We start from the raw sequence: 18265 nt of genomic DNA, 5'->3' as shown, positions 1-18265 counted from the left end.
ATTCCTGTGGAGTTATATATGAGCGATAAAATTATTCACCTGACTGACGACAGTTTTGACACGGACGTACTTAAGGCTGACGGGCTGATCCTCGTCGATTTCTGGGCTGAATGGTGTGGTCCTTGCAAAATGATCGCCCCGATTCTGGATGAGATCGCCGACGAATATCAGGGCAAACTGACCGTTGCCAAGCTGAACATCGACCAGAACCCGGGCACCGCACCAAAATACGGTATCCGTGGCATTCCGACCCTGCTGCTGTTCAAAAACGGCGAAGTGGCGGCGACCAAAGTGGGCGCGCTGTCCAAAGGTCAACTGAAAGAGTTCCTGGACGCTAACCTGGCGTAAGGTTTCTCCGCTGCGCGTTCAGAGCTCCCGGCTAAATGATCTGGAACTCTGGACGCCCGGCTGAAGTCGTGCTAAGTTAGCTATGACTTCGTTTTAAACATATCTTGTTGTTTGAATCTTGTTTTACCCGATACTTCCCGCTGTTGACATATCCAGTGCGTGAAGTGGCTAAATTCCGGGCTTGTCACTCAATCCGTCTTGTCGTTTCAGTTCTGCGTTCTTTCCCTGTGACCAGACAGCGAACAGACATGAGTTGATGGCCGCTAAACAGGCATGGATGACCCTGCCATACCATTCACAACATTAAGTTCGAGAATCACCCCGAGTTTAAGAACCCACACCATTATGAATCTTACCGAATTAAAGAATACGCCGGTTTCTGAGCTGATCACTCTCGGCGAAAATATGGGGCTGGAAAACCAGGCTCGTATGCGCAAGCAGGACATCATTTTCGCCATCCTGAAGCAGCACGCTAAGAGTGGCGAAGATATCTTTGGCGACGGTGTGCTGGAGATATTGCAAGACGGATTTGGTTTCCTCCGCTCTGCAGACAGCTCCTACCTCGCCGGCCCTGACGACATCTACGTATCCCCCAGCCAAATCCGCCGTTTCAACCTCCGCACTGGTGACACCATTTCAGGTAAGATTCGTCCTCCTAAAGAGGGTGAACGCTACTTTGCGCTGTTGAAAGTCAATGAAGTTAACTTCGACAAACCTGAAAACTCGCGTAATAAGATCCTCTTTGAGAACTTAACGCCGCTGCACGCGAACTCTCGCCTGCGCATGGAACGTGGTAACGGTTCGACCGAAGACTTAACCGCGCGTGTTCTGGATCTGGCATCACCTATTGGTCGCGGCCAGCGTGGTCTGATTGTGGCGCCGCCAAAAGCGGGTAAAACCATGCTGCTGCAGAACATCGCACAGAGCATCGCCTATAACCACCCAGACTGTGTGCTGATGGTGCTGCTGATTGACGAACGTCCGGAAGAAGTGACCGAGATGCAGCGTCTGGTTAAAGGTGAAGTGGTTGCTTCAACCTTCGACGAGCCAGCATCTCGCCACGTTCAGGTTGCGGAAATGGTTATTGAGAAGGCAAAACGCCTGGTTGAGCACAAGAAAGACGTGATCATCCTGCTCGACTCCATCACCCGTCTGGCGCGTGCCTACAACACCGTGGTGCCAGCGTCTGGTAAAGTGCTGACCGGTGGTGTGGATGCTAACGCCCTGCATCGTCCGAAACGCTTCTTCGGTGCTGCACGTAACGTGGAAGAGGGCGGCAGCCTGACCATCATCGCGACGGCGCTGATCGATACCGGTTCCAAAATGGACGAAGTGATTTACGAAGAGTTTAAAGGTACAGGCAACATGGAACTGCACCTCTCTCGTAAGATCGCTGAAAAACGCGTCTTCCCGGCTATCGACTACAACCGTTCCGGTACCCGTAAAGAAGAACTGCTCACCACTCAGGAAGAGCTGCAGAAAATGTGGATCCTGCGCAAAATCATCCATCCAATGGGTGAAATCGACGCGATGGAGTTCCTCATTAACAAACTGGCGATGACCAAAACCAACGACGATTTCTTCGACATGATGAAACGCTCGTAACGCAAATAAAGCCAGCGAACGCCACGTTTTTACGTGGCGTTTTTCTTTTATGGACTATACGCTAGTACCACCTACTCCCAATTTTGACGTGTAGGTGTAACAATAAGACGATTCGTAGAGTAAAAACATTAATAGCTTGAATAATATACAAATGAGGTCACAAGAGGTTTACTTTTACCTTCGGGCTATGAGCCTTCATGGTTATACTTCCGAGACTAACATTTGTTGAGAATCCATTGTGAACCTATTCGATACGTTTACTGATCTAACCAGTATTTTTTTATTCACCACCTGTTTTCTGTTTATTGCGCGTAAGGTGGCGAAATACGTGGGGTTAGTGGATAAACCCAACTTCCGGAAACGTCATCAGGGTATGATCCCCCTGGTGGGTGGTATCTCAGTATTTGCTGGTATTTGCTATGCCTTCGCAATTGCTAACTACTATGTCCCACATGTCAAATTATACCTGATGTGTTCAACGGTACTGGTTATCGTCGGCGCGCTTGACGATCGTTATGACATCAGCGTTAAAATTCGCGCCTTTGTGCAGGCGGCAGTTGGCATTGCCATGATGGTCTCAGCAAAACTCTACTTGAGTAGCCTGGGCTATATTTTTGGCTCGTGGGAGATGGTGCTCGGCCCGTTCGGCTATTTTCTGACGCTTTTCGCCGTATGGGTGGCTATAAACGCATTCAACATGGTCGATGGTATTGATGGCTTGCTGGGGGGACTCTCCTGCGTCTCATTTGCCGCGATCGGTTTTATTTTGTGGTTTGACGGACAATATAGTCTTGCTATGTGGTGCTTCGCCATGATTGCCGCCATCCTGCCTTATATCCTGTTAAACCTCGGTGCGCTGGGGCGTCGCTATAAAGTCTTTATGGGTGATGCGGGCAGTACACTTATTGGGTTTACCGTCATCTGGATCTTGCTGGAAACGACTCAGGGACAAGTCCATCCTATCAGCCCTGTTACCGCGTTGTGGATTATCGCTATCCCGTTAATGGATATGGTTGCGATAATGTATCGCCGCTTGCGCAAAGGGATGAGTCCCTTCTCAGCCGACCGACAGCATATTCATCATTTGATCATGAGAGCTGGATTCACCTCCAGACAGGCATTTGTTTTGATAACCGTAGCGGCTGCTATCCTTGCGGGAGTGGGTGTTGCCGCGGAGTATGCTCATTTTGTGCCAGAATGGGTCATGTTGGTATTATTCTTGCTAGCATTTTTCCTGTACGGCTACTGCATTAAGCGCGCATGGAAAGTGGCGCGGTTCATAAAACGTATTAAACGCCGGATGCGTCGTAACAGTGGCAAAAACACAACATTAACTAAATAAAACCGGGACTATGATGACTCAACCGTTGGCGGGAGCGAAATCAGTGGTAACAGAGAATGAACTGGATATTCGGGGTTTGTTTCGCGTGTTATGGGCAGGCAAACTTTGGATTGCGGGGATCGCGCTGGGATTTGCACTGTTAGCGCTGGCCTATACGTTCTTTGCAAAACAGGAATGGAGCGCCACGGCAATCACGGACAAACCAACGGTTAACATGCTTGGGGGATACTATTCCCAGCAGCAATTCCTGCGAAACCTGGATATCAAAGCCAACCTCGCCACGCCAGATCAGGTTTCCGTTATGGATGAGGCCTATAAAGAGTTTGTGATGCAACTGGCTTCGTGGGATACGCGTCGCGACTTCTGGTCCCAGACGGATTACTACAAGCAGCGTCGAGTTGATAACACCAAAGCCGATGCCGCCCTGCTGGACGATCTGATTAACAATATTCAGTTTATGCCGGGCGACGCGCTGCGTAACGTGAATGACAGCGTCAAGCTGATTGCAGAAACCGCGCCGGATGCCAACAACCTGCTGCGTCAATACGTCGCGTTTGCCAGCCAGCGTGCCGCAAGCCATCTTAACGAAGAGCTTAAAGGCGCCTGGGCGGCCCGTACCATCCAGATGAAAGCCCAGGTGAAACGTCAGGAAGAGGTGGCTAAAGCGATTTTCACTCGCCGTGTACACAACATTGAGCAGGCGCTGAAAATTGCGGAACAGCACAATATTTCCCGTAGTGAGACGGACGTGCCGGCTGATGAACTGCCTGACTCTGAAATGTTCCTTCTTGGTCGCCCTATGCTGCAGGCACGCCTGGAAAATCTCCAGGCCGTCGGTCCTGATGTTGACCTCGATTACGATCAAAATCGCGCGATGCTCAATACGCTTAATGTCGGTCCCTCTCTGGACCCGCGTTTTCAGACCTATCGTTATTTGCGAACGCCTGAAGAACCTGTAAAACGCGACAGTCCGCGTCGTGCATTCCTGATGATCATGTGGGGGATTGTCGGTGCACTGGCGGGCGCTGGCGTGGCGTTAACGCGTCGTCGCACAAACTAAGAATGCCGTCTACGATGAAGGCTGCGGCCTTCATCGCCTAATCGAAGAGAATCGATGTGAAAGTACTAACCGTATTTGGCACCAGGCCGGAGGCCATTAAGATGGCACCTCTGGTTCATGCCCTGGCCAGCGATCCTGATATTGAAGCGAAAGTCTGCGTCACGGCCCAGCACCGTGAGATGCTTGACCAGGTCTTAACGCTCTTTTCCATCGTCCCGGATTACGACCTTAATATTATGAAACCGGGGCAAGGCTTGACGGAGATAACCTGTCGCATACTGCAAGATCTCAAGCCGATCCTGGAGTCATTCAAGCCTGACGTGGTGCTGGTACACGGAGATACCACCACGACCGTGGCGACCAGCCTGGCCGCGTTTTATCAACGTATTCCCGTGGGGCATGTCGAGGCGGGTCTGCGTACCGGCAATCTGTATTCGCCGTGGCCGGAGGAAGCCAACCGCACGCTAACGGGCCACCTGGCGATGTACCACTTTGCGCCAACGGAAAACTCGCGTCAGAACCTGCTGCGTGAAAATATCGCTGATAACAAAATCTTTGTGACCGGCAATACGGTCATCGATGCGTTAATTTGGGTACGTGACCGCGTCCTCGCAAACGACGATCTTAAGAAAGAACTCGCTGCCCGCTATCCCTTCCTGCACAACGGTAAAAAAACCATACTGGTGACGGGCCACCGACGCGAAAGCTTTGGCCGGGGCTTTGAGCAAATCTGTCACGCGCTGGCTGAAATCGCCGCGCAGAACGACGATGTGCAGATTGTCTATCCGGTCCATCTCAATCCTAACGTCAGCGAACCGGTTAACCGCATCCTGGGTCATGTGGAAAATGTCCTTTTGATTGAACCGCAGGACTACCTGCCGTTTGTCTGGCTGATGAACCATGCCTGGCTGATCCTTACCGATTCCGGCGGCATTCAGGAAGAAGCGCCTTCTCTTGGCAAGCCGGTGCTGGTGATGCGTGAAACCACCGAACGTCCGGAAGCGGTGAAAGCCGGGACGGTGCGTCTGGTTGGCACCAACGCGCAGCTCATCGTCGAAGAGGTCACGCGCCTTCTGCATGACGATGAAACGTATCAGGCGATGAGCCGGGCCCATAATCCTTATGGAGACGGGCAGGCTTGTGGCCGTATTTTGCATGCACTTAAACACAATCAGGTATCGCTATGAGTTTTACTACCCTCTCTGTCATTGGTCTTGGCTACATTGGCTTGCCCACCGCGGCGGCGTTTGCCTCTCGTCAGAAACAGGTTGTCGGTGTGGATATCAACGCCCGTGCGGTGGAAACCATTAACCGTGGCGAAATTCATATTGTCGAGCCCGATCTGGATCGTGTAGTGAAAGAGGCGGTGGAGGGCGGCTTCCTGCGTGCCAGCACGACGCCCGTTGAAGCGGATGCCTACCTGATTGCCGTTCCAACGCCCTTTAAAGGCGACCATGAGCCCGACATGGTCTACGTCGAGGCGGCGGCGAAGTCCATTGCCCCTGTGCTGAAGAAAGGGGCGCTGGTGATTCTGGAATCGACCTCTCCCGTCGGCGCTACCGAGCAGATGGCGCAGTGGCTGGCCGACGCGCGCCCTGATTTAAGCTTCCCGCAACAGGCGGGGGAGCAGGCAGATATCAATATCGCCTACTGCCCGGAGCGCGTACTCCCGGGCCAGGTTATGGTCGAACTGATTAAAAACGACCGCGTCATTGGCGGTATGACGCCCGTCTGTTCCGAACGCGCCAGCGCGCTGTACAAGATTTTCCTGGAAGGCGAATGCGTGGTGACCAACTCCCGCACCGCCGAGATGTGTAAGCTGACGGAAAACAGCTTCCGCGACGTCAATATCGCCTTTGCGAACGAACTGTCGCTGATCTGCGCCGATCAGGGGATTAACGTATGGGAGTTGATTAGCCTGGCTAACCGCCATCCGCGCGTCAACATTCTCCAGCCAGGCCCGGGCGTGGGTGGACACTGTATCGCCGTCGATCCGTGGTTTATTGTGGCGCAGAACCCAGCGCAGGCGCGCCTGATTCGCACCGCCCGTGAAGTCAATGACAGCAAACCTCACTGGGTGCTCAATCAGGTCAAAACCACGGTAGCGGATTGTCTGGCAGAGAGCGGCAAGCGCGCCAGCGAGCTGAAAATTGCCTGCTTTGGTCTGGCCTTCAAACCGAATATTGACGACCTGCGTGAAAGCCCGGCGATGGAAATTGCTCAGATGATTGCCGAATGGCACAAGGGTGAAACGCTGGTGGTTGAGCCGAATATTCATGAACTGCCGGCAAAACTGGCGGGGCACTGCACGCTGACAGCGCTGGATGAGGCGCTGGCGACGGCGGACGTACTGGTGCTGCTGGTGGATCATAAAGCGTTTAAAGCGACGCCTGGTGATGCGGTGCGTCAGCAGTATGTGGTTGATACCAAAGGCGTCTGGCGTTGAACAGCCTGAACGGGGTACTCGAGCCCCTGCAGTGGGAGAGTGCCTTTTTTGGCCTGCCGTCGGCCATTGTGCGCCTGCGCGATGATGCGCCGGTACTGGCTGAATCAGATTTGAACGCCTGGCAACGGATTCAGGCGAAGATCCCGGCGGACCGCACCGACCTGCTTGACGCGCTCCAGCAACGCGGCTTTCAGCTGGTTGAAGGTGAGGCAGACCTTTCTATAACCCTCACCCGGCACGATGCGCCCGGTGTGGAAATGGCAACCGAACAGGATATTCCCGTGCTGCGTCAGATGGCGGCTCAGGCGTTTGCGCAGAGTCGCTTTCGTACGCCCTGGTATGCACCTGACGATAGCGGACGTTTCTATGCCCAGTGGATAGAGAATGCGGTTAAAGGCACCTTTGATCACGTCTGCCTGGTTTTCCGCGCAGGGGACGGTCAACTCCAGGGGTTCGTCTCGCTTCGCAAGCTCAACGCGCGCGAGGCGCGTATTGGCTTATTAGCCGGGCGTGGCATGGGTGAGAAGCTCATGCAGGCGGCGCTGCACTGGGCGCAGCAGCAGCAGGTTGAGACGCTGCGGGTGGCGACCCAGGTGGGCAACACCGCCGCGCTTAAACGTTATATTGCGAGTGGTGCCAACATCGACGCCACCGCCTACTGGTTATACAGGTGACAAGATGATTCCATTTAACGCACCACCCGTCGTCGGAACGGAACTCGACTATATGCAGTCTGCCATGGGCAGCGGCAAACTCTGCGGTGACGGCGGTTTTACCCGTCGCTGTCAGCAGTGGATGGAACAGCGTTTTCGCAGCGCCAAAGTGCTGCTGACCCCGTCCTGTACGGCATCGCTGGAAATGGCCGCGCTGCTGCTGGATATCCAGCCCGGCGATGAAGTGATCATGCCGAGCTACACCTTCGTTTCCACGGCGAACGCGTTTGTCCTGCGCGGGGCGAAAATCGTCTTTGTGGATATCCGCCCGGATACCATGAATATTGATGAGACGCTGATTGAAGCGGCGATCACCGACAAAACGCGCGCGATCGTGCCGGTTCACTACGCGGGCGTGGCCTGTGAAATGGACACCATCATGGCCATCGCCAAAAAACATAACCTGTTTGTGGTGGAAGATGCCGCCCAGGGCGTGATGTCGACCTACAAGGGACGCGCGCTGGGTACCATCGGCCATATCGGCTGCTTTAGCTTCCACGAAACCAAAAACTACACGGCAGGCGGAGAAGGTGGCGCGACGCTGATTAATGATCGGGCGCTCGTGGAGCGTGCGGAGGTGATCCGCGAAAAAGGCACCAACCGCAGCCAGTTCTTCCGCGGCCAGGTCGACAAATACACCTGGCGCGATATTGGCTCCAGCTATCTGATGGCGGATCTGCAGGCCGCGTACCTATGGGCGCAGCTGGAAGCCGCGGATCGCATCAACCTGCAGCGCCTTTCCCTGTGGCAAACCTATTACGATGCGCTTGAGCCTCTGGCCAAAGCCGGGCGTATTGAGCTGCCGACTATCCCGGCAGATTGCGTCCACAACGCGCACATGTTCTACATCAAGCTGCGCGATAACGACGACCGGAGCGAGCTTATCGCCTGGCTGAAAGAAGCCGAAATTATGGCGGTGTTCCACTATATTCCGCTGCACTCCAGCCCGGCGGGCGAAGCGTTTGGAACCTTCGCGGGTGAAGACCGTTACACCACCAAAGAAAGTGAGCGGTTGCTTCGTCTGCCTCTGTTCTACAACCTCGCGCCAGTTAACCAGCGTACGGTGATTAATACCCTTCTGAGCTATTTCGGCTGATATGTCTCTGGCAAAAGCATCGGTGTGGACCGCCGCGTCCACGCTTGTAAAAATTGGCGCCGGGCTGCTGGTCGTCAAGCTGTTGGCTGTCTCATTTGGCCCCTCTGGCGTGGGGCTGGCGGGTAATTTCCGCCAGCTTGTCACCGTCCTTGGGGTGCTGGCCGGTGCCGGTATCTTCAACGGCGTGACCAAATACGTTGCGCAGTATCATGATGATGCAGCCCAGCTTCGCAGGGTCGTGGGCACCTCCTCGGCGATGGTCACGGGTTTTTCGACCCTGATGGCGATTATCTTTCTGCTGGCGGCGGCGCCCATCAGTCAGGGATTATTCGGTCACACCCACTATCAGGGGCTGGTGCGTCTGGTCGCATTGGTGCAGATGGGGATTGCCTGGGCTAACCTGCTGCTGGCGCTGATGAAAGGGTTTCGTGATGCGGCCGGAAACGCGATTGCGTTAATCCTGGGCAGCGTTATCGGCGTGATTGCCTATTATTTCTGCTATCGCCTGGGGGGCTACGAAGGCGCACTGCTGGGGCTGGCGCTGGTTCCGGCGCTGGTGGTTGTGCCTGCAGCATTTATGCTGATGCGTCGGGGCGTCATCCCCCTGAGCTACCTCAAGCCGCAATGGGACACGCTGCTTGCCAGCCAGCTGGGTAAATTTACCCTGATGGCGCTCATCACCTCCGTCACGCTGCCGGTGGCCTACGTGATGATGCGTAACCTGCTAGCGGCGCATTATAGCTGGGATGAAGTGGGGATCTGGCAGGGCGTAAGCAGTATTTCCGACGCCTATCTCCAGTTTATCACGGCTTCCTTTAGCGTTTATTTGCTGCCAACCTTATCGCGTTTGACCTCCAGACAGGATATTACGCGTGAGATTTTCCGGTCGCTGCGCTTTGTATTGCCGGCGGTAGCGGCTGCCAGCTTTACCGTCTGGCTATTGCGCGATGTCGCCATCTGGCTGCTGTTTTCGGCGAAATTCATCGCCATGCGCGAACTCTTTGCCTGGCAGCTGGTGGGTGATGTACTGAAAGTGGGGGCTTACGTTTTCGGCTATCTGGTGATAGCAAAAGCCTCCCTGCGGCTGTATATCCTGGCGGAAATTAGCCAGTTTGCATTACTGACCTCGTTCTCGCACTGGCTGATACCCGCGCACGGCGCGCTGGGGGCGGCTCAGGCCTACATGGCAACCTATATCGTTTATTTCGCCGCCTGTTGCGGTGTATTTTTATTGTGGCGTAAACGCGCATGACTGCACTGATTCACATCCTGGGATCGGATATCCCACACCATAACCAGACCGTTTTGCGGTTCTTCAACGACGAGCTTGCATCGGGGGATCCTGATGCGCGTGAGTTTATGGTTGCAGGTCAGGATAAGGGCCTGAGCGAGGCGTTTCCGGCGCTGACGATTCGCTTCTGGCCAGATAAGGCCACGCTGGCAAAGGCGGTCGTTGCCAGGGCGAAAGCCGACCGCGAGCAACGATTCTTCTTCCACGGGCAGTTTAACACCGGCCTGTGGCTGGCACTTCTCAGCGGAGGGATTAAACCCTCTCAGTGCAGCTGGCATATCTGGGGAGCCGATCTCTACGAAGTCTCCCGCGGCTGGAAATTCCGTCTTTTCTATCCATTGCGTCGCATGGCGCAGGGGCGCGTGGGCTGCGTTTTTGCTACCCGCGGCGATCTCAACTATTTTGCTAAACAGCACCCCAACGTGCGCGGCGAGTTGCTTTATTTCCCCACCCGCATGGATCCGGCGCTGAACGCCATGGCCAATGACGCGGTGCGTGAAGGCAAGCTGACGATCCTGGTGGGGAATTCCGGCGATCGCAGTAATGAACATGTCGCGGCGCTCAGGGCGGTGCATCAGCAGTTTGGCGACACGGTGAACGTGGTGGTGCCGATGGGCTATCCCGCCAACAATGACGCCTACATTGACGAGGTTCGCCAGCAGGGACTGACGCTGTTTAGCGCAGAAAATCTGCACATCCTCAGCGATAAGCTGGAATTTGAGGAATATCTCGCACTGCTGAGAAAATGCGATCTCGGCTATTTCATCTTTGCCCGACAGCAGGGAATTGGCACACTGTGTCTGCTGATTCAGGCGGGGGTACCGTGCGTGCTCAACCGCGACAACCCGTTCTGGCAGGACATGGCCGAGCAGCATATTCCGGTGCTGTTTACCTCAGACACACTGAACGTCGAGGTGGTACGTGAAGCTCAACGTCAGCTCACGCTGGTGGATAAAAACAGCATCGATTTTTTCAGCCCGAATTATCTCACGCCGTGGCACCGCGCGCTGCGTATCGCTTCAGGAGACAAAGCATGAGTCAGTTGCAATTCAGCGGCTTACTGGTTGTCTGGCTTCTGAGCGCCCTGTTTATCGCCACGCTCACCTGGTTTGAATTCCGCCGGGTGCGCTTCAACTTTAACGTCTTCTTCTCGTTACTGTTCCTGCTGACGTTCTTTTTCGGCTTCCCGCTCACCAGCATTCTGGTCTTCCGTTTTGACGTGAGCGTCGCGCCGCCGGATATTCTGCTCCAGGCGCTTCTGGCGGCGATCTGCTTCTATGCGGTCTACTACGTCACCTATAAAACGCGTCTGCGTTCAGCGCAGACAGCTGCCCCGCGTCGGGCGCTCTTTAACATGAATAGGGTGGAAACCCACCTGACATGGGTGATGCTGATGACCATCGCCCTGGTCAGCGTCGGCATCTTCTTCATGCATAACGGCTTCCTGCTGTTTAAGCTTCACTCCTACAGCCAGATTTTTTCGGCCGAGGTTTCGGGCGTGGCGCTTAAGCGTTTCTTCTACTTCTTCATCCCGGCGATGCTGGTGATCTTCTTCCTGCGCCAGGACAGCAAAGCGTGGCTATTCTTCCTGGTCAGTACCGTCGCGTTTGGTATCCTGACCTACATGATTGTGGGTGGCACGCGCGCGAACATTATCATCGCCTTCGCCATCTTCCTGTTTATCGGCATCATCCGCGGCTGGATCTCGCTGTGGATGCTGGTTGCGGCAGGCGTGTTTGGCATTGTGGGGATGTTCTGGCTGGCGCTGAAGCGGTACGGAATGAACGTGGCGGGTGATGAGGCGTTTTATACGTTCCTCTACCTCACGCGCGATACGTTCTCGCCGTGGGAAAACCTGGCATTACTGCTGCAAAACTACGACAAGATTGATTTTCAGGGGCTGGCGCCGATTGTTCGCGACTTCTACGTCTTTATCCCTTCCTGGCTATGGCCGGATCGCCCTGGTGTGGTGCTCAATACCGCGAACTATTTTACCTGGGAAGTGCTGAACAACCATTCCGGTCTGGCAATTTCACCCACGCTGATCGGTTCCCTGGTGGTGATGGGCGGGGCGTGGTTCATTCTGCCCGGGGCGGTTGCCGTGGGGCTGATTATCAAGTGGTTCGACTGGCTTTACGTGCGTGGCAACGAAGAGACCAACCGCTATAAAGCAGCCATTTTGCACAGTTTCTGCTTTGGTGCCATTTTCAATATGATCGTTCTGGCGCGCGAAGGGCTGGACTCGTTCGTTTCGCGCGTAGTGTTCTTCATGGTTGTTTTCGGCGTCTGCCTGTTACTGGCCAAACTGTTGTACTGGCTGTTTGACAGCGCCGGGCTTGTGCACAAGCGCGAGCGGCAGGGCAGCACAACGCTGTCGCAAGTCTGAGTAAGGATAGTAATGACTGATAGAATTTCTGCACCGCGCTATGCGCTACGTGGCCTGCAGCTTATTGGCTGGCGCGACATGCAGCACGCGCTGGACTTTCTGTTCGCCGACGGCCAGATGAAATCCGGTACGCTGGTGGCCATCAACGCGGAAAAAATGCTGGCGGTTGAGGATAACGCGGAAGTCAAAAGCCTGATTGAAGCGGCCGAATTTAAATACGCGGACGGGATCAGCGTGGTCCGCTCTATCCGTAAAAAGTATCCTGACGCTAATGTTTCCCGCGTGGCGGGGGCCGATCTCTGGGAGCAGCTTATGGCCCGCGCAGGCGCGCAGGGTACGCCCGTGTTCCTGATTGGCGGGAAGCCGGAGATACTGGCCCAGACGGAGGAGAAACTGCGTCGTCAATGGAATGTTAATATTGTCGGCAGCCAGGATGGTTACTTCAAACCGGAAGATCGGCAGACGCTGTTTGAGCGCGTTCGTGACAGCGGGGCAAAGATTGTCACCGTGGCGATGGGGTCCCCGCGCCAGGAGATTCTGATGCGTGACTGCCGCCTGGTCTGCCCGGATGCCCTCTACATGGGCGTCGGCGGCACGTACGACGTCTTTACCGGCCACGTTAAGCGTGCGCCAACAGTCTGGCAATATCTTGGGCTGGAGTGGTTGTATCGTCTGCTATCGCAACCGACACGCATTAAACGACAGATCCGTCTGCTTCGCTACCTCGTCTGGCATTACACCGGAAAAATGTAATGAAAATGTAGCGCGATATGCTATTCGCGCTGCAACTCGCCTGCAAAACTGCTGATAATCTGTGCAATGCATTCATTTTTTTAATGCATCGTTTGCCATTTGGCAGATTTTAAGAAACCATTCGCTCCGTATTTTAGTCCCCCTAAAAAACAATACCCGGTCTTAAGCCGGGAAACAGCAAACACAATCGAGGATCTATGGCAGAGAAAAAACCGGAGCTGCAGCGTGGGCTGGAAGCTCGTCATATTGAACTGATAGCGCTGGGCGGCACTATCGGCGTGGGCCTGTTTATGGGCTCCGCAAGCACGCTCAAGTGGGCAGGCCCTTCCGTATTACTGGCGTACATTATCGCCGGGCTGTTTGTTTTCTTCATCATGCGTTCCATGGGCGAAATGCTCTTCCTGGAGCCGGTAACCGGCTCTTTCGCCGTTTACGCGCATCGTTATATGAGCCCGTTCTTCGGCTACCTGACGGCCTGGTCATACTGGTTTATGTGGATGGCGGTGGGCATCTCAGAGATCACCGCGATAGGGGTCTACGTCCAGTTCTGGTTCCCGGATATGGCTCAGTGGATACCCGCGCTCATTGCCGTGGGGCTGGTGGCGCTGGCAAACCTGGCCGCCGTGCGTCTTTACGGTGAGATCGAGTTCTGGTTTGCGATGATCAAAGTCACCACCATCATCGTGATGATTGTCGTCGGCCTGGGCGTGATTTTCTTCGGCTTTGGCAACGGTGGACATGCTATCGGCTTTGGTAACCTGACCGAAAACGGCGGCTTCTTTGCCGGCGGCTGGAAGGGCTTCCTGACGGCGCTGTGTATCGTTGTAGCGTCGTACCAGGGCGTAGAGCTGATCGGTATTACCGCCGGTGAAGCGAAAAATCCACAGGTCACGCTGCGTAGCGCGGTGGGCAAAGTGCTTTGGCGCATCCTGATTTTCTATGTGGGCGCTATCTTCGTTATCGTGACCATCTTCCCGTGGAACGAAATAGGCTCGACGGGCAGCCCGTTTGTTTTAACCTTCGCCAAAATTGGTATCACGGCGGCGGCGGGCATCATCAACTTTGTGGTCCTGACGGCCGCGCTGTCAGGCTGTAACAGCGGGATGTACAGCTGTGGGCGTATGCTCTATGCGCTCTCGAAGAATAACCAACTGCCTGCGGCAATGAGTAAAGTTTCACGTGCCGGGGTGCCGGTGGCGGGCGTGGCGGTCTCCATTGCAATCCTGCTGATTGGATCTTGCCTGAATTACATCATTCCTAATCCGCAGCGGGTGTTCGTTTACGTCTACAGCGCCAGCGTCCTTCCGGGCATGGTGCCGTGGTTTGTTATCCTCATTAGCCAGCTGCGTTTCCGTCATGCGCATAAAAAGGCGATTGAAAGCCATCCGTTCCGTTCAATTCTGTTCCCCTATGCGAACTATTTGACGATGGCGTTCCTGATTTGCGTATTAATCGGAATGTACTTTAATGAAGATACCCGCATGTCGCTGTTTGTCGGGGTGATCTTCCTGGCCGCCGTGACGGCTGCCTATAAGCTTTTTGGCCTGGGTCGCCGTGCCACCACGCAGAAAGTGGAGGAATAAGCGGCAAAATGTGCAAACCATAACCAAACGCGCATTTTTTTCAAAAAAGCACTAGACAGCGGGGACGGAGGTACGTAATATCCAGCCCCGCAACGGCGCTAAGCGCCCGTAGCTCAGCTGGATAGAGCGCTGCCCTCCGGAGGCAGAGGTCTCAGGTTCGAATCCTGTCGGGCGCGCCATTTTAGTCCCGGCGCTAGAGCTGCGGTGGTCTGAGAAGTAGTCAGTACCGCGTGAAAGAATACAGTGGTGGCTATAGCTCAGTTGGTAGAGCCCTGGATTGTGATTCCAGTTGTCGTGGGTTCGAATCCCATTAGCCACCCCATTATTGAAAGAGTTGTGAATTGCGAAGGTGGCGGAATTGGTAGACGCGCTAGCTTCAGGTGTTAGTGTCCTTAGGATGTGGGGGTTCGAGTCCCCCCCCTCGCACCACGACTTTTTAAATGAATTGAACTAAAAATTCAAAAAAGCAGTACATCGGCGAGTAGCGCAGCTTGGTAGCGCAACTGGTTTGGGACCAGTGGGTCGGAGGTTCGAATCCTCTCTCGCCGACCAATTTTGAACCCCGCTTCGGCGGGGTTTTTTGTTTTCTGCCATTTTTCATCCCTGTAGTGATTCCCCGACAGCGTCCGGTTTCATTGTCGCGATTCAGCGACATACAATCCATTGAAAATAAAACAATTATTTATACTTCCATTTTGCTGTCTCCTCCTGGCGACAGAATTCTGTCCTTACCGATACATTGTTGGGCTTAAGACGACGCTTAACAGCATAATTTCCTTTTATCTTAAAATGTTGCGTCATGTAAATGTTTTGGGTGCGAACCTGGCACGTTACGTGCAATAATATGCGTGTAGATGCTCATTCCATCTCTTATGTTCGCCTTCGTGCCTCATAAACTCCGGAATGACGCAGAGCCATTTACGGTGCTTATCGTCCACTGACAGATGTCGCTTCGGCCTCATCAGACACCATGGACATAACGTTGAGTGAAGCACCAAATATGTTGTCTTACAGACCTGTTTTAACGCCTGCTTTTATAGCAGGCGTTTTTTTATGCCTTATTCCCGATACCGGCGCACGATCAGGGCAACCATCACCAGGGCCGCTGACGAGACGGCATAGAGTGCCGCTACTGAGCCAAACCCGGCAGCCACTGCCGCAGCGATGCCGGTGAAAAGAGAGGCGCTGAGCGTTTGCCAGCGCCAGGCTTTCCCACTGGCTGAAGCGGTTTGCGTGAGATGAAAACTACTGAGTACCCCAAACGTCCCGGCTGCGAAGAGAATATTCGAGGCCAGATGTGCGATAAAAATCGCCCCCAGTGCACATGCCATCCATCCGGACAACAACGGTAGCGTTCCGTAAGCGGCCAGAAAGATGCCGAGACAAACGATGATGCGCGGCGTGTGAGCGACAAAACGCGTCAGGCTCTCTTTCTTTAGCAGCATGGGACCGCAAAGCTGACCCATGCTTCTTGCGAAAAGCAGCGGCAGAGCAAGGCCCGCCGCATCCTGAGGATGGATTTGCTGTGCCAGCGCCGGAAGCAGCGCCATAGCCGGTGAGCCGACGGCCGCCAGTGACGGCAGAAGGAGCAGACTGCGTTTCTGCCGAACGGTCAACGTCCGCCAGCGTAATGCCGCAGGGGCTTCCTCTTCCCCGGAGGACGGGAGTGATGGCGCAGAAAACCGGCGGCCAGCCAGCCATAGCATGAGCAGTGACCCGAGAAAGCTGGCGGCATCAATGGCCAGCAGGGTAAACACGGACGTCTTCTGGAACAGCACCACGCCCAGGCCAGTCCCTAACAATACCTGCGAAGCAAAAATCACATTTTCCAGACAGGTCGCAGCTGGCAGCTCTGCTTCGCTAAGTCCGCGCTTAAAGAGCAACGTCAGCGCGGGCCAGCTCATCCCGCTGAGCAGCGCCTCGGTGGATTGTACGGCGAGTAGCGCGGCAACGCTGTGATAACCCACACCAAGCAGGGGAAAGAGCAGGGCGAGCAGGCCCAGCCCTTCGGTCAGTATCAGCAGGGAAATCGGAGACCAGCGTGAGCATAGCTTTTCGCCGATCGTACTGCCGATAAATCCCGGTACCGTCGCGAAAAGAAAAGCAAGGGTGAGCAGAGCGGGCGGAGCTGACCACGCTAACAGTAAGCCGAAGACCACAACCTGGGTTAAGCCATTCCCCAGCGAAGAAAAGATAAAAGCACAGGCAAGCAGGCGCAGCCAGCGGTGGCAGCGCAGCGCTTCAATAAGCGCATATAAAAGCGAGTTCATGACGATTTCCTTTCAAAAACGATTTAGTCCACGCCGCAGAAAGTGCGCGTGTATGAAAAAAAGTTAATGAAAAGACATCGTTACATTGGCGGGTTCGTTTGCAGATGCGGGTGTAAAGAATGTAGCAGGAGAAAGGCGATAAAAAAAGGAGGCCATCTGGCCTCCTGATGAATTACTGCTGCGTACCGTTATTTTGCAGCGTCAGCAACAGCCCATCACGGCGCATGGCGGCCGCCTCTTCCGGCTTATGCTGCTTGTCCAGCGTATCGGCAAGCCATGCGTAGTCGAAGGCATCCGGACGCTGCTTGAGTGCGGCGCGGAAGGCGAGGCTCGCCTCCTGCCATTCGCCGTGCTTCATCAACGACTGACCGAGCGTGCTCCATAGCAGCGGGCGATCGCCAACGGTTTTAATCTGCTGGCGCAGCACTTTTTCGATTTGCTCAGGATTGTTGGTTTTCAGGCGCGGGATCACCATCACCAGACGATCGTCGTACTGGCGCTTCAGACCGTCGAGGAGGATCTCCTGAGCCGTGTCGTGATCGTCACACTCGATGAGATGTTCCGCCATCGCCACCTGCAGAGGAACCTGCTGGCGCGTTTTACGGCTCTGATTCTTCCACCAGGTTTTCAGACCGTCGCTGCCCAGGTCAGCGCGCGCCTGATCCATCAGGCCTATCCACGCCAGACGCTGAAGCTCGTCACGATGTTCATCGTCGCCCACCTCGGCCTTCGCCATCGATGGAATGATGTCCAGCAGTGAGCCCCAGGCGCCGGTACGAATATAGGCCTGCTCGGCAAGACGCAGCACTTCCGGATGACGCGGCGCGACTTCCAGCAGACGGTCGATGCCGTGGCGAGCCGCGTGATTCTCATTGCGTGCCAGCTGCAGACGAACGCGCGTGATTTCCACCGGAATCGGGTCGCCGTGAGCCAGCTCAGCCGCTCGCTCCAGGTGCTGATTAGCGCGGGCTTCGTCACCGCGCTGCTGCGCTGCTTCGGCCGCCAGCAAATAGTTCACCACCGGCTGTTCGGCGTGGTCGGCGTTTTTCGACATCAGCTTTTCAACCTGCTGATAATCACCCTCTGCGAGCTTAAGCAGCGCCTGCTCGGTCTGTTTACGGGCGCGGCGGCGCTTACGGCCAACGAACCAGCCGCGGGTATGGGCACCGGTACGGAAAATACGGCGCAGGATCCACTCGATCGCAAACAGTACCACCACGCCGAGGATCAGAATGATCGTCAGACCCGTTACGCTGGTTTCAATGTTGTAGTTATCGGTCTGGATCAGGACGTAACCCTGATGACCCGCAAGCATAGGCCCCAGGACGATCCCGGCGATCAGCAGGATGAAAAGTAAGAGGACTTTTAGCAT

General features: G+C 54.9%; 15 protein-coding genes and 4 tRNA genes. 17 read left to right on the top strand and 2 right to left on the bottom strand.

All coding sequences use genetic code 11. The features are described 5' to 3' along the window. The first annotated feature begins 18 nt into the window (after window positions 1–18). The 17 genes from trxA (at window position 19) to LJA86_RS21815 (ending at window position 15175) form a co-directional block, all read left to right on the top strand. Entirely contained in the window at window positions 19–348 is a 330-nt protein-coding gene (gene trxA / locus LJA86_RS21895) for a thioredoxin TrxA (protein WP_006179218.1), read from the top strand. 345 nt (window positions 349–693) lie between these two features. Continuing rightward, a complete protein-coding gene (gene rho / locus LJA86_RS21890; RefSeq protein WP_008501566.1) occupies window positions 694–1953 on the top strand; it encodes a transcription termination factor Rho in 1260 nt (419 codons plus the stop codon). A 238-nt stretch (window positions 1954–2191) separates the two neighbouring features. Next, window positions 2192–3295, top strand: coding sequence for a UDP-N-acetylglucosamine--undecaprenyl-phosphate N-acetylglucosaminephosphotransferase (gene wecA, locus LJA86_RS21885; RefSeq protein ID WP_045909243.1), 1104 nt, complete (start codon window positions 2192–2194; stop codon window positions 3293–3295). Between the two features lie 13 nt (window positions 3296–3308). Continuing rightward, window positions 3309–4355 (top strand): ECA polysaccharide chain length modulation protein, encoded by a 1047-nt coding sequence (gene wzzE / locus LJA86_RS21880; protein WP_045909242.1) that lies wholly within the window; start codon window positions 3309–3311, stop codon window positions 4353–4355. 56 nt (window positions 4356–4411) lie between these two features. Beyond that, complete coding sequence (wecB, locus tag LJA86_RS21875) at window positions 4412–5542, top strand: non-hydrolyzing UDP-N-acetylglucosamine 2-epimerase (RefSeq protein WP_063622987.1); 1131 nt, start codon at window positions 4412–4414, stop codon at window positions 5540–5542. Next, window positions 5539–6801 (top strand): UDP-N-acetyl-D-mannosamine dehydrogenase, encoded by a 1263-nt coding sequence (gene wecC, locus LJA86_RS21870; protein ID WP_196365685.1) that lies wholly within the window; start codon window positions 5539–5541, stop codon window positions 6799–6801. Before wecB ends, wecC begins: the two co-directional genes overlap by 4 nt. Then, window positions 6798–7475: a dTDP-4-amino-4,6-dideoxy-D-galactose acyltransferase gene (rffC, locus tag LJA86_RS21865; RefSeq protein WP_045909239.1), complete on the top strand. Its 678-nt coding sequence runs from the start codon at window positions 6798–6800 to the stop codon at window positions 7473–7475. Before wecC ends, rffC begins: the two co-directional genes overlap by 4 nt. Window positions 7476–7479: 4 nt before the next feature. Next, a complete protein-coding gene (gene rffA / locus LJA86_RS21860) occupies window positions 7480–8610 on the top strand; it encodes a dTDP-4-amino-4,6-dideoxygalactose transaminase (protein WP_045909238.1) in 1131 nt (376 codons plus the stop codon). A gap of 1 nt (window position 8611) precedes the next feature. After that, the gene (gene wzxE / locus LJA86_RS21855) at window positions 8612–9862 is read left to right on the top strand and encodes a lipid III flippase WzxE (RefSeq protein ID WP_229226722.1); all 1251 of its coding nucleotides are present in this window, start codon (window positions 8612–8614) and stop codon (window positions 9860–9862) included. Further along, entirely contained in the window at window positions 9859–10938 is a 1080-nt protein-coding gene (locus LJA86_RS21850) for a TDP-N-acetylfucosamine:lipid II N-acetylfucosaminyltransferase (RefSeq protein ID WP_229226721.1), read from the top strand. The genes wzxE and LJA86_RS21850 overlap by 4 nt, the downstream gene beginning before the upstream one ends. Next, window positions 10935–12287: an ECA oligosaccharide polymerase gene (gene wzyE / locus LJA86_RS21845; RefSeq protein WP_045909235.1), complete on the top strand. Its 1353-nt coding sequence runs from the start codon at window positions 10935–10937 to the stop codon at window positions 12285–12287. Before LJA86_RS21850 ends, wzyE begins: the two co-directional genes overlap by 4 nt. Before the next feature lie 12 nt (window positions 12288–12299). Beyond that, window positions 12300–13040 (top strand): lipopolysaccharide N-acetylmannosaminouronosyltransferase, encoded by a 741-nt coding sequence (gene wecG / locus LJA86_RS21840; protein WP_048226905.1) that lies wholly within the window; start codon window positions 12300–12302, stop codon window positions 13038–13040. Between the two features lie 197 nt (window positions 13041–13237). Then, complete coding sequence (gene thrP / locus LJA86_RS21835; protein WP_045909233.1) at window positions 13238–14623, top strand: bifunctional threonine/serine APC transporter ThrP; 1386 nt, start codon at window positions 13238–13240, stop codon at window positions 14621–14623. A 102-nt stretch (window positions 14624–14725) separates the two neighbouring features. Then, window positions 14726–14802 (top strand) — tRNA-Arg (locus tag LJA86_RS21830). A 67-nt stretch (window positions 14803–14869) separates the two neighbouring features. Then, window positions 14870–14945, top strand: a tRNA-His gene (locus LJA86_RS21825). A gap of 21 nt (window positions 14946–14966) precedes the next feature. After that, a tRNA-Leu gene (locus tag LJA86_RS21820) sits at window positions 14967–15052 on the top strand. Window positions 15053–15098: 46 nt separating this feature from the next. After that, window positions 15099–15175: transfer RNA gene (locus LJA86_RS21815), tRNA-Pro, on the top strand. 506 nt (window positions 15176–15681) lie between these two features. On the opposite strand, the gene LJA86_RS21810 is transcribed toward LJA86_RS21815, so the two are convergent. Then, window positions 15682–16893: an MFS transporter gene (locus tag LJA86_RS21810; RefSeq protein WP_229226720.1), complete on the bottom strand. Its 1212-nt coding sequence runs from the start codon at window positions 16891–16893 to the stop codon at window positions 15682–15684. A 172-nt stretch (window positions 16894–17065) separates the two neighbouring features. Then, the gene (gene hemY, locus LJA86_RS21805; protein ID WP_008501551.1) at window positions 17066–18265 is read right to left on the bottom strand and encodes a protoheme IX biogenesis protein HemY; all 1200 of its coding nucleotides are present in this window, start codon (window positions 18263–18265) and stop codon (window positions 17066–17068) included.

Origin of the sequence: Enterobacter sp. TCD1-1 (assembly GCF_020567405.1) — a bacterium.
Lineage (GTDB): Bacteria > Pseudomonadota > Gammaproteobacteria > Enterobacterales > Enterobacteriaceae > Enterobacter > Enterobacter quasiroggenkampii.
This window is presented reverse-complemented; position numbering and strand designations above follow the sequence as displayed.

Coding starts and splice junctions, on each gene's coding strand:
- wzyE (WP_045909235.1), top strand. CDS start 10,935: ATGAGTCAGTTGCAATTCAGCGGCTTACTGGTTGTCTGGCTTCTGAGC.
- wecC (WP_196365685.1), top strand. CDS start 5,539: ATGAGTTTTACTACCCTCTCTGTCATTGGTCTTGGCTACATTGGCTTG.
- wecG (WP_048226905.1), top strand. CDS start 12,300: ATGACTGATAGAATTTCTGCACCGCGCTATGCGCTACGTGGCCTGCAG.
- thrP (WP_045909233.1), top strand. CDS start 13,238: ATGGCAGAGAAAAAACCGGAGCTGCAGCGTGGGCTGGAAGCTCGTCAT.
- rffA (WP_045909238.1), top strand. CDS start 7,480: ATGATTCCATTTAACGCACCACCCGTCGTCGGAACGGAACTCGACTAT.
- wzzE (WP_045909242.1), top strand. CDS start 3,309: ATGACTCAACCGTTGGCGGGAGCGAAATCAGTGGTAACAGAGAATGAA.
- hemY (WP_008501551.1), bottom strand. CDS start 18,265: ATGCTAAAAGTCCTCTTACTTTTCATCCTGCTGATCGCCGGGATCGTC.
- LJA86_RS21810 (WP_229226720.1), bottom strand. CDS start 16,893: ATGAACTCGCTTTTATATGCGCTTATTGAAGCGCTGCGCTGCCACCGC.
- LJA86_RS21850 (WP_229226721.1), top strand. CDS start 9,859: ATGACTGCACTGATTCACATCCTGGGATCGGATATCCCACACCATAAC.
- wzxE (WP_229226722.1), top strand. CDS start 8,612: ATGTCTCTGGCAAAAGCATCGGTGTGGACCGCCGCGTCCACGCTTGTA.
- rho (WP_008501566.1), top strand. CDS start 694: ATGAATCTTACCGAATTAAAGAATACGCCGGTTTCTGAGCTGATCACT.
- trxA (WP_006179218.1), top strand. CDS start 19: ATGAGCGATAAAATTATTCACCTGACTGACGACAGTTTTGACACGGAC.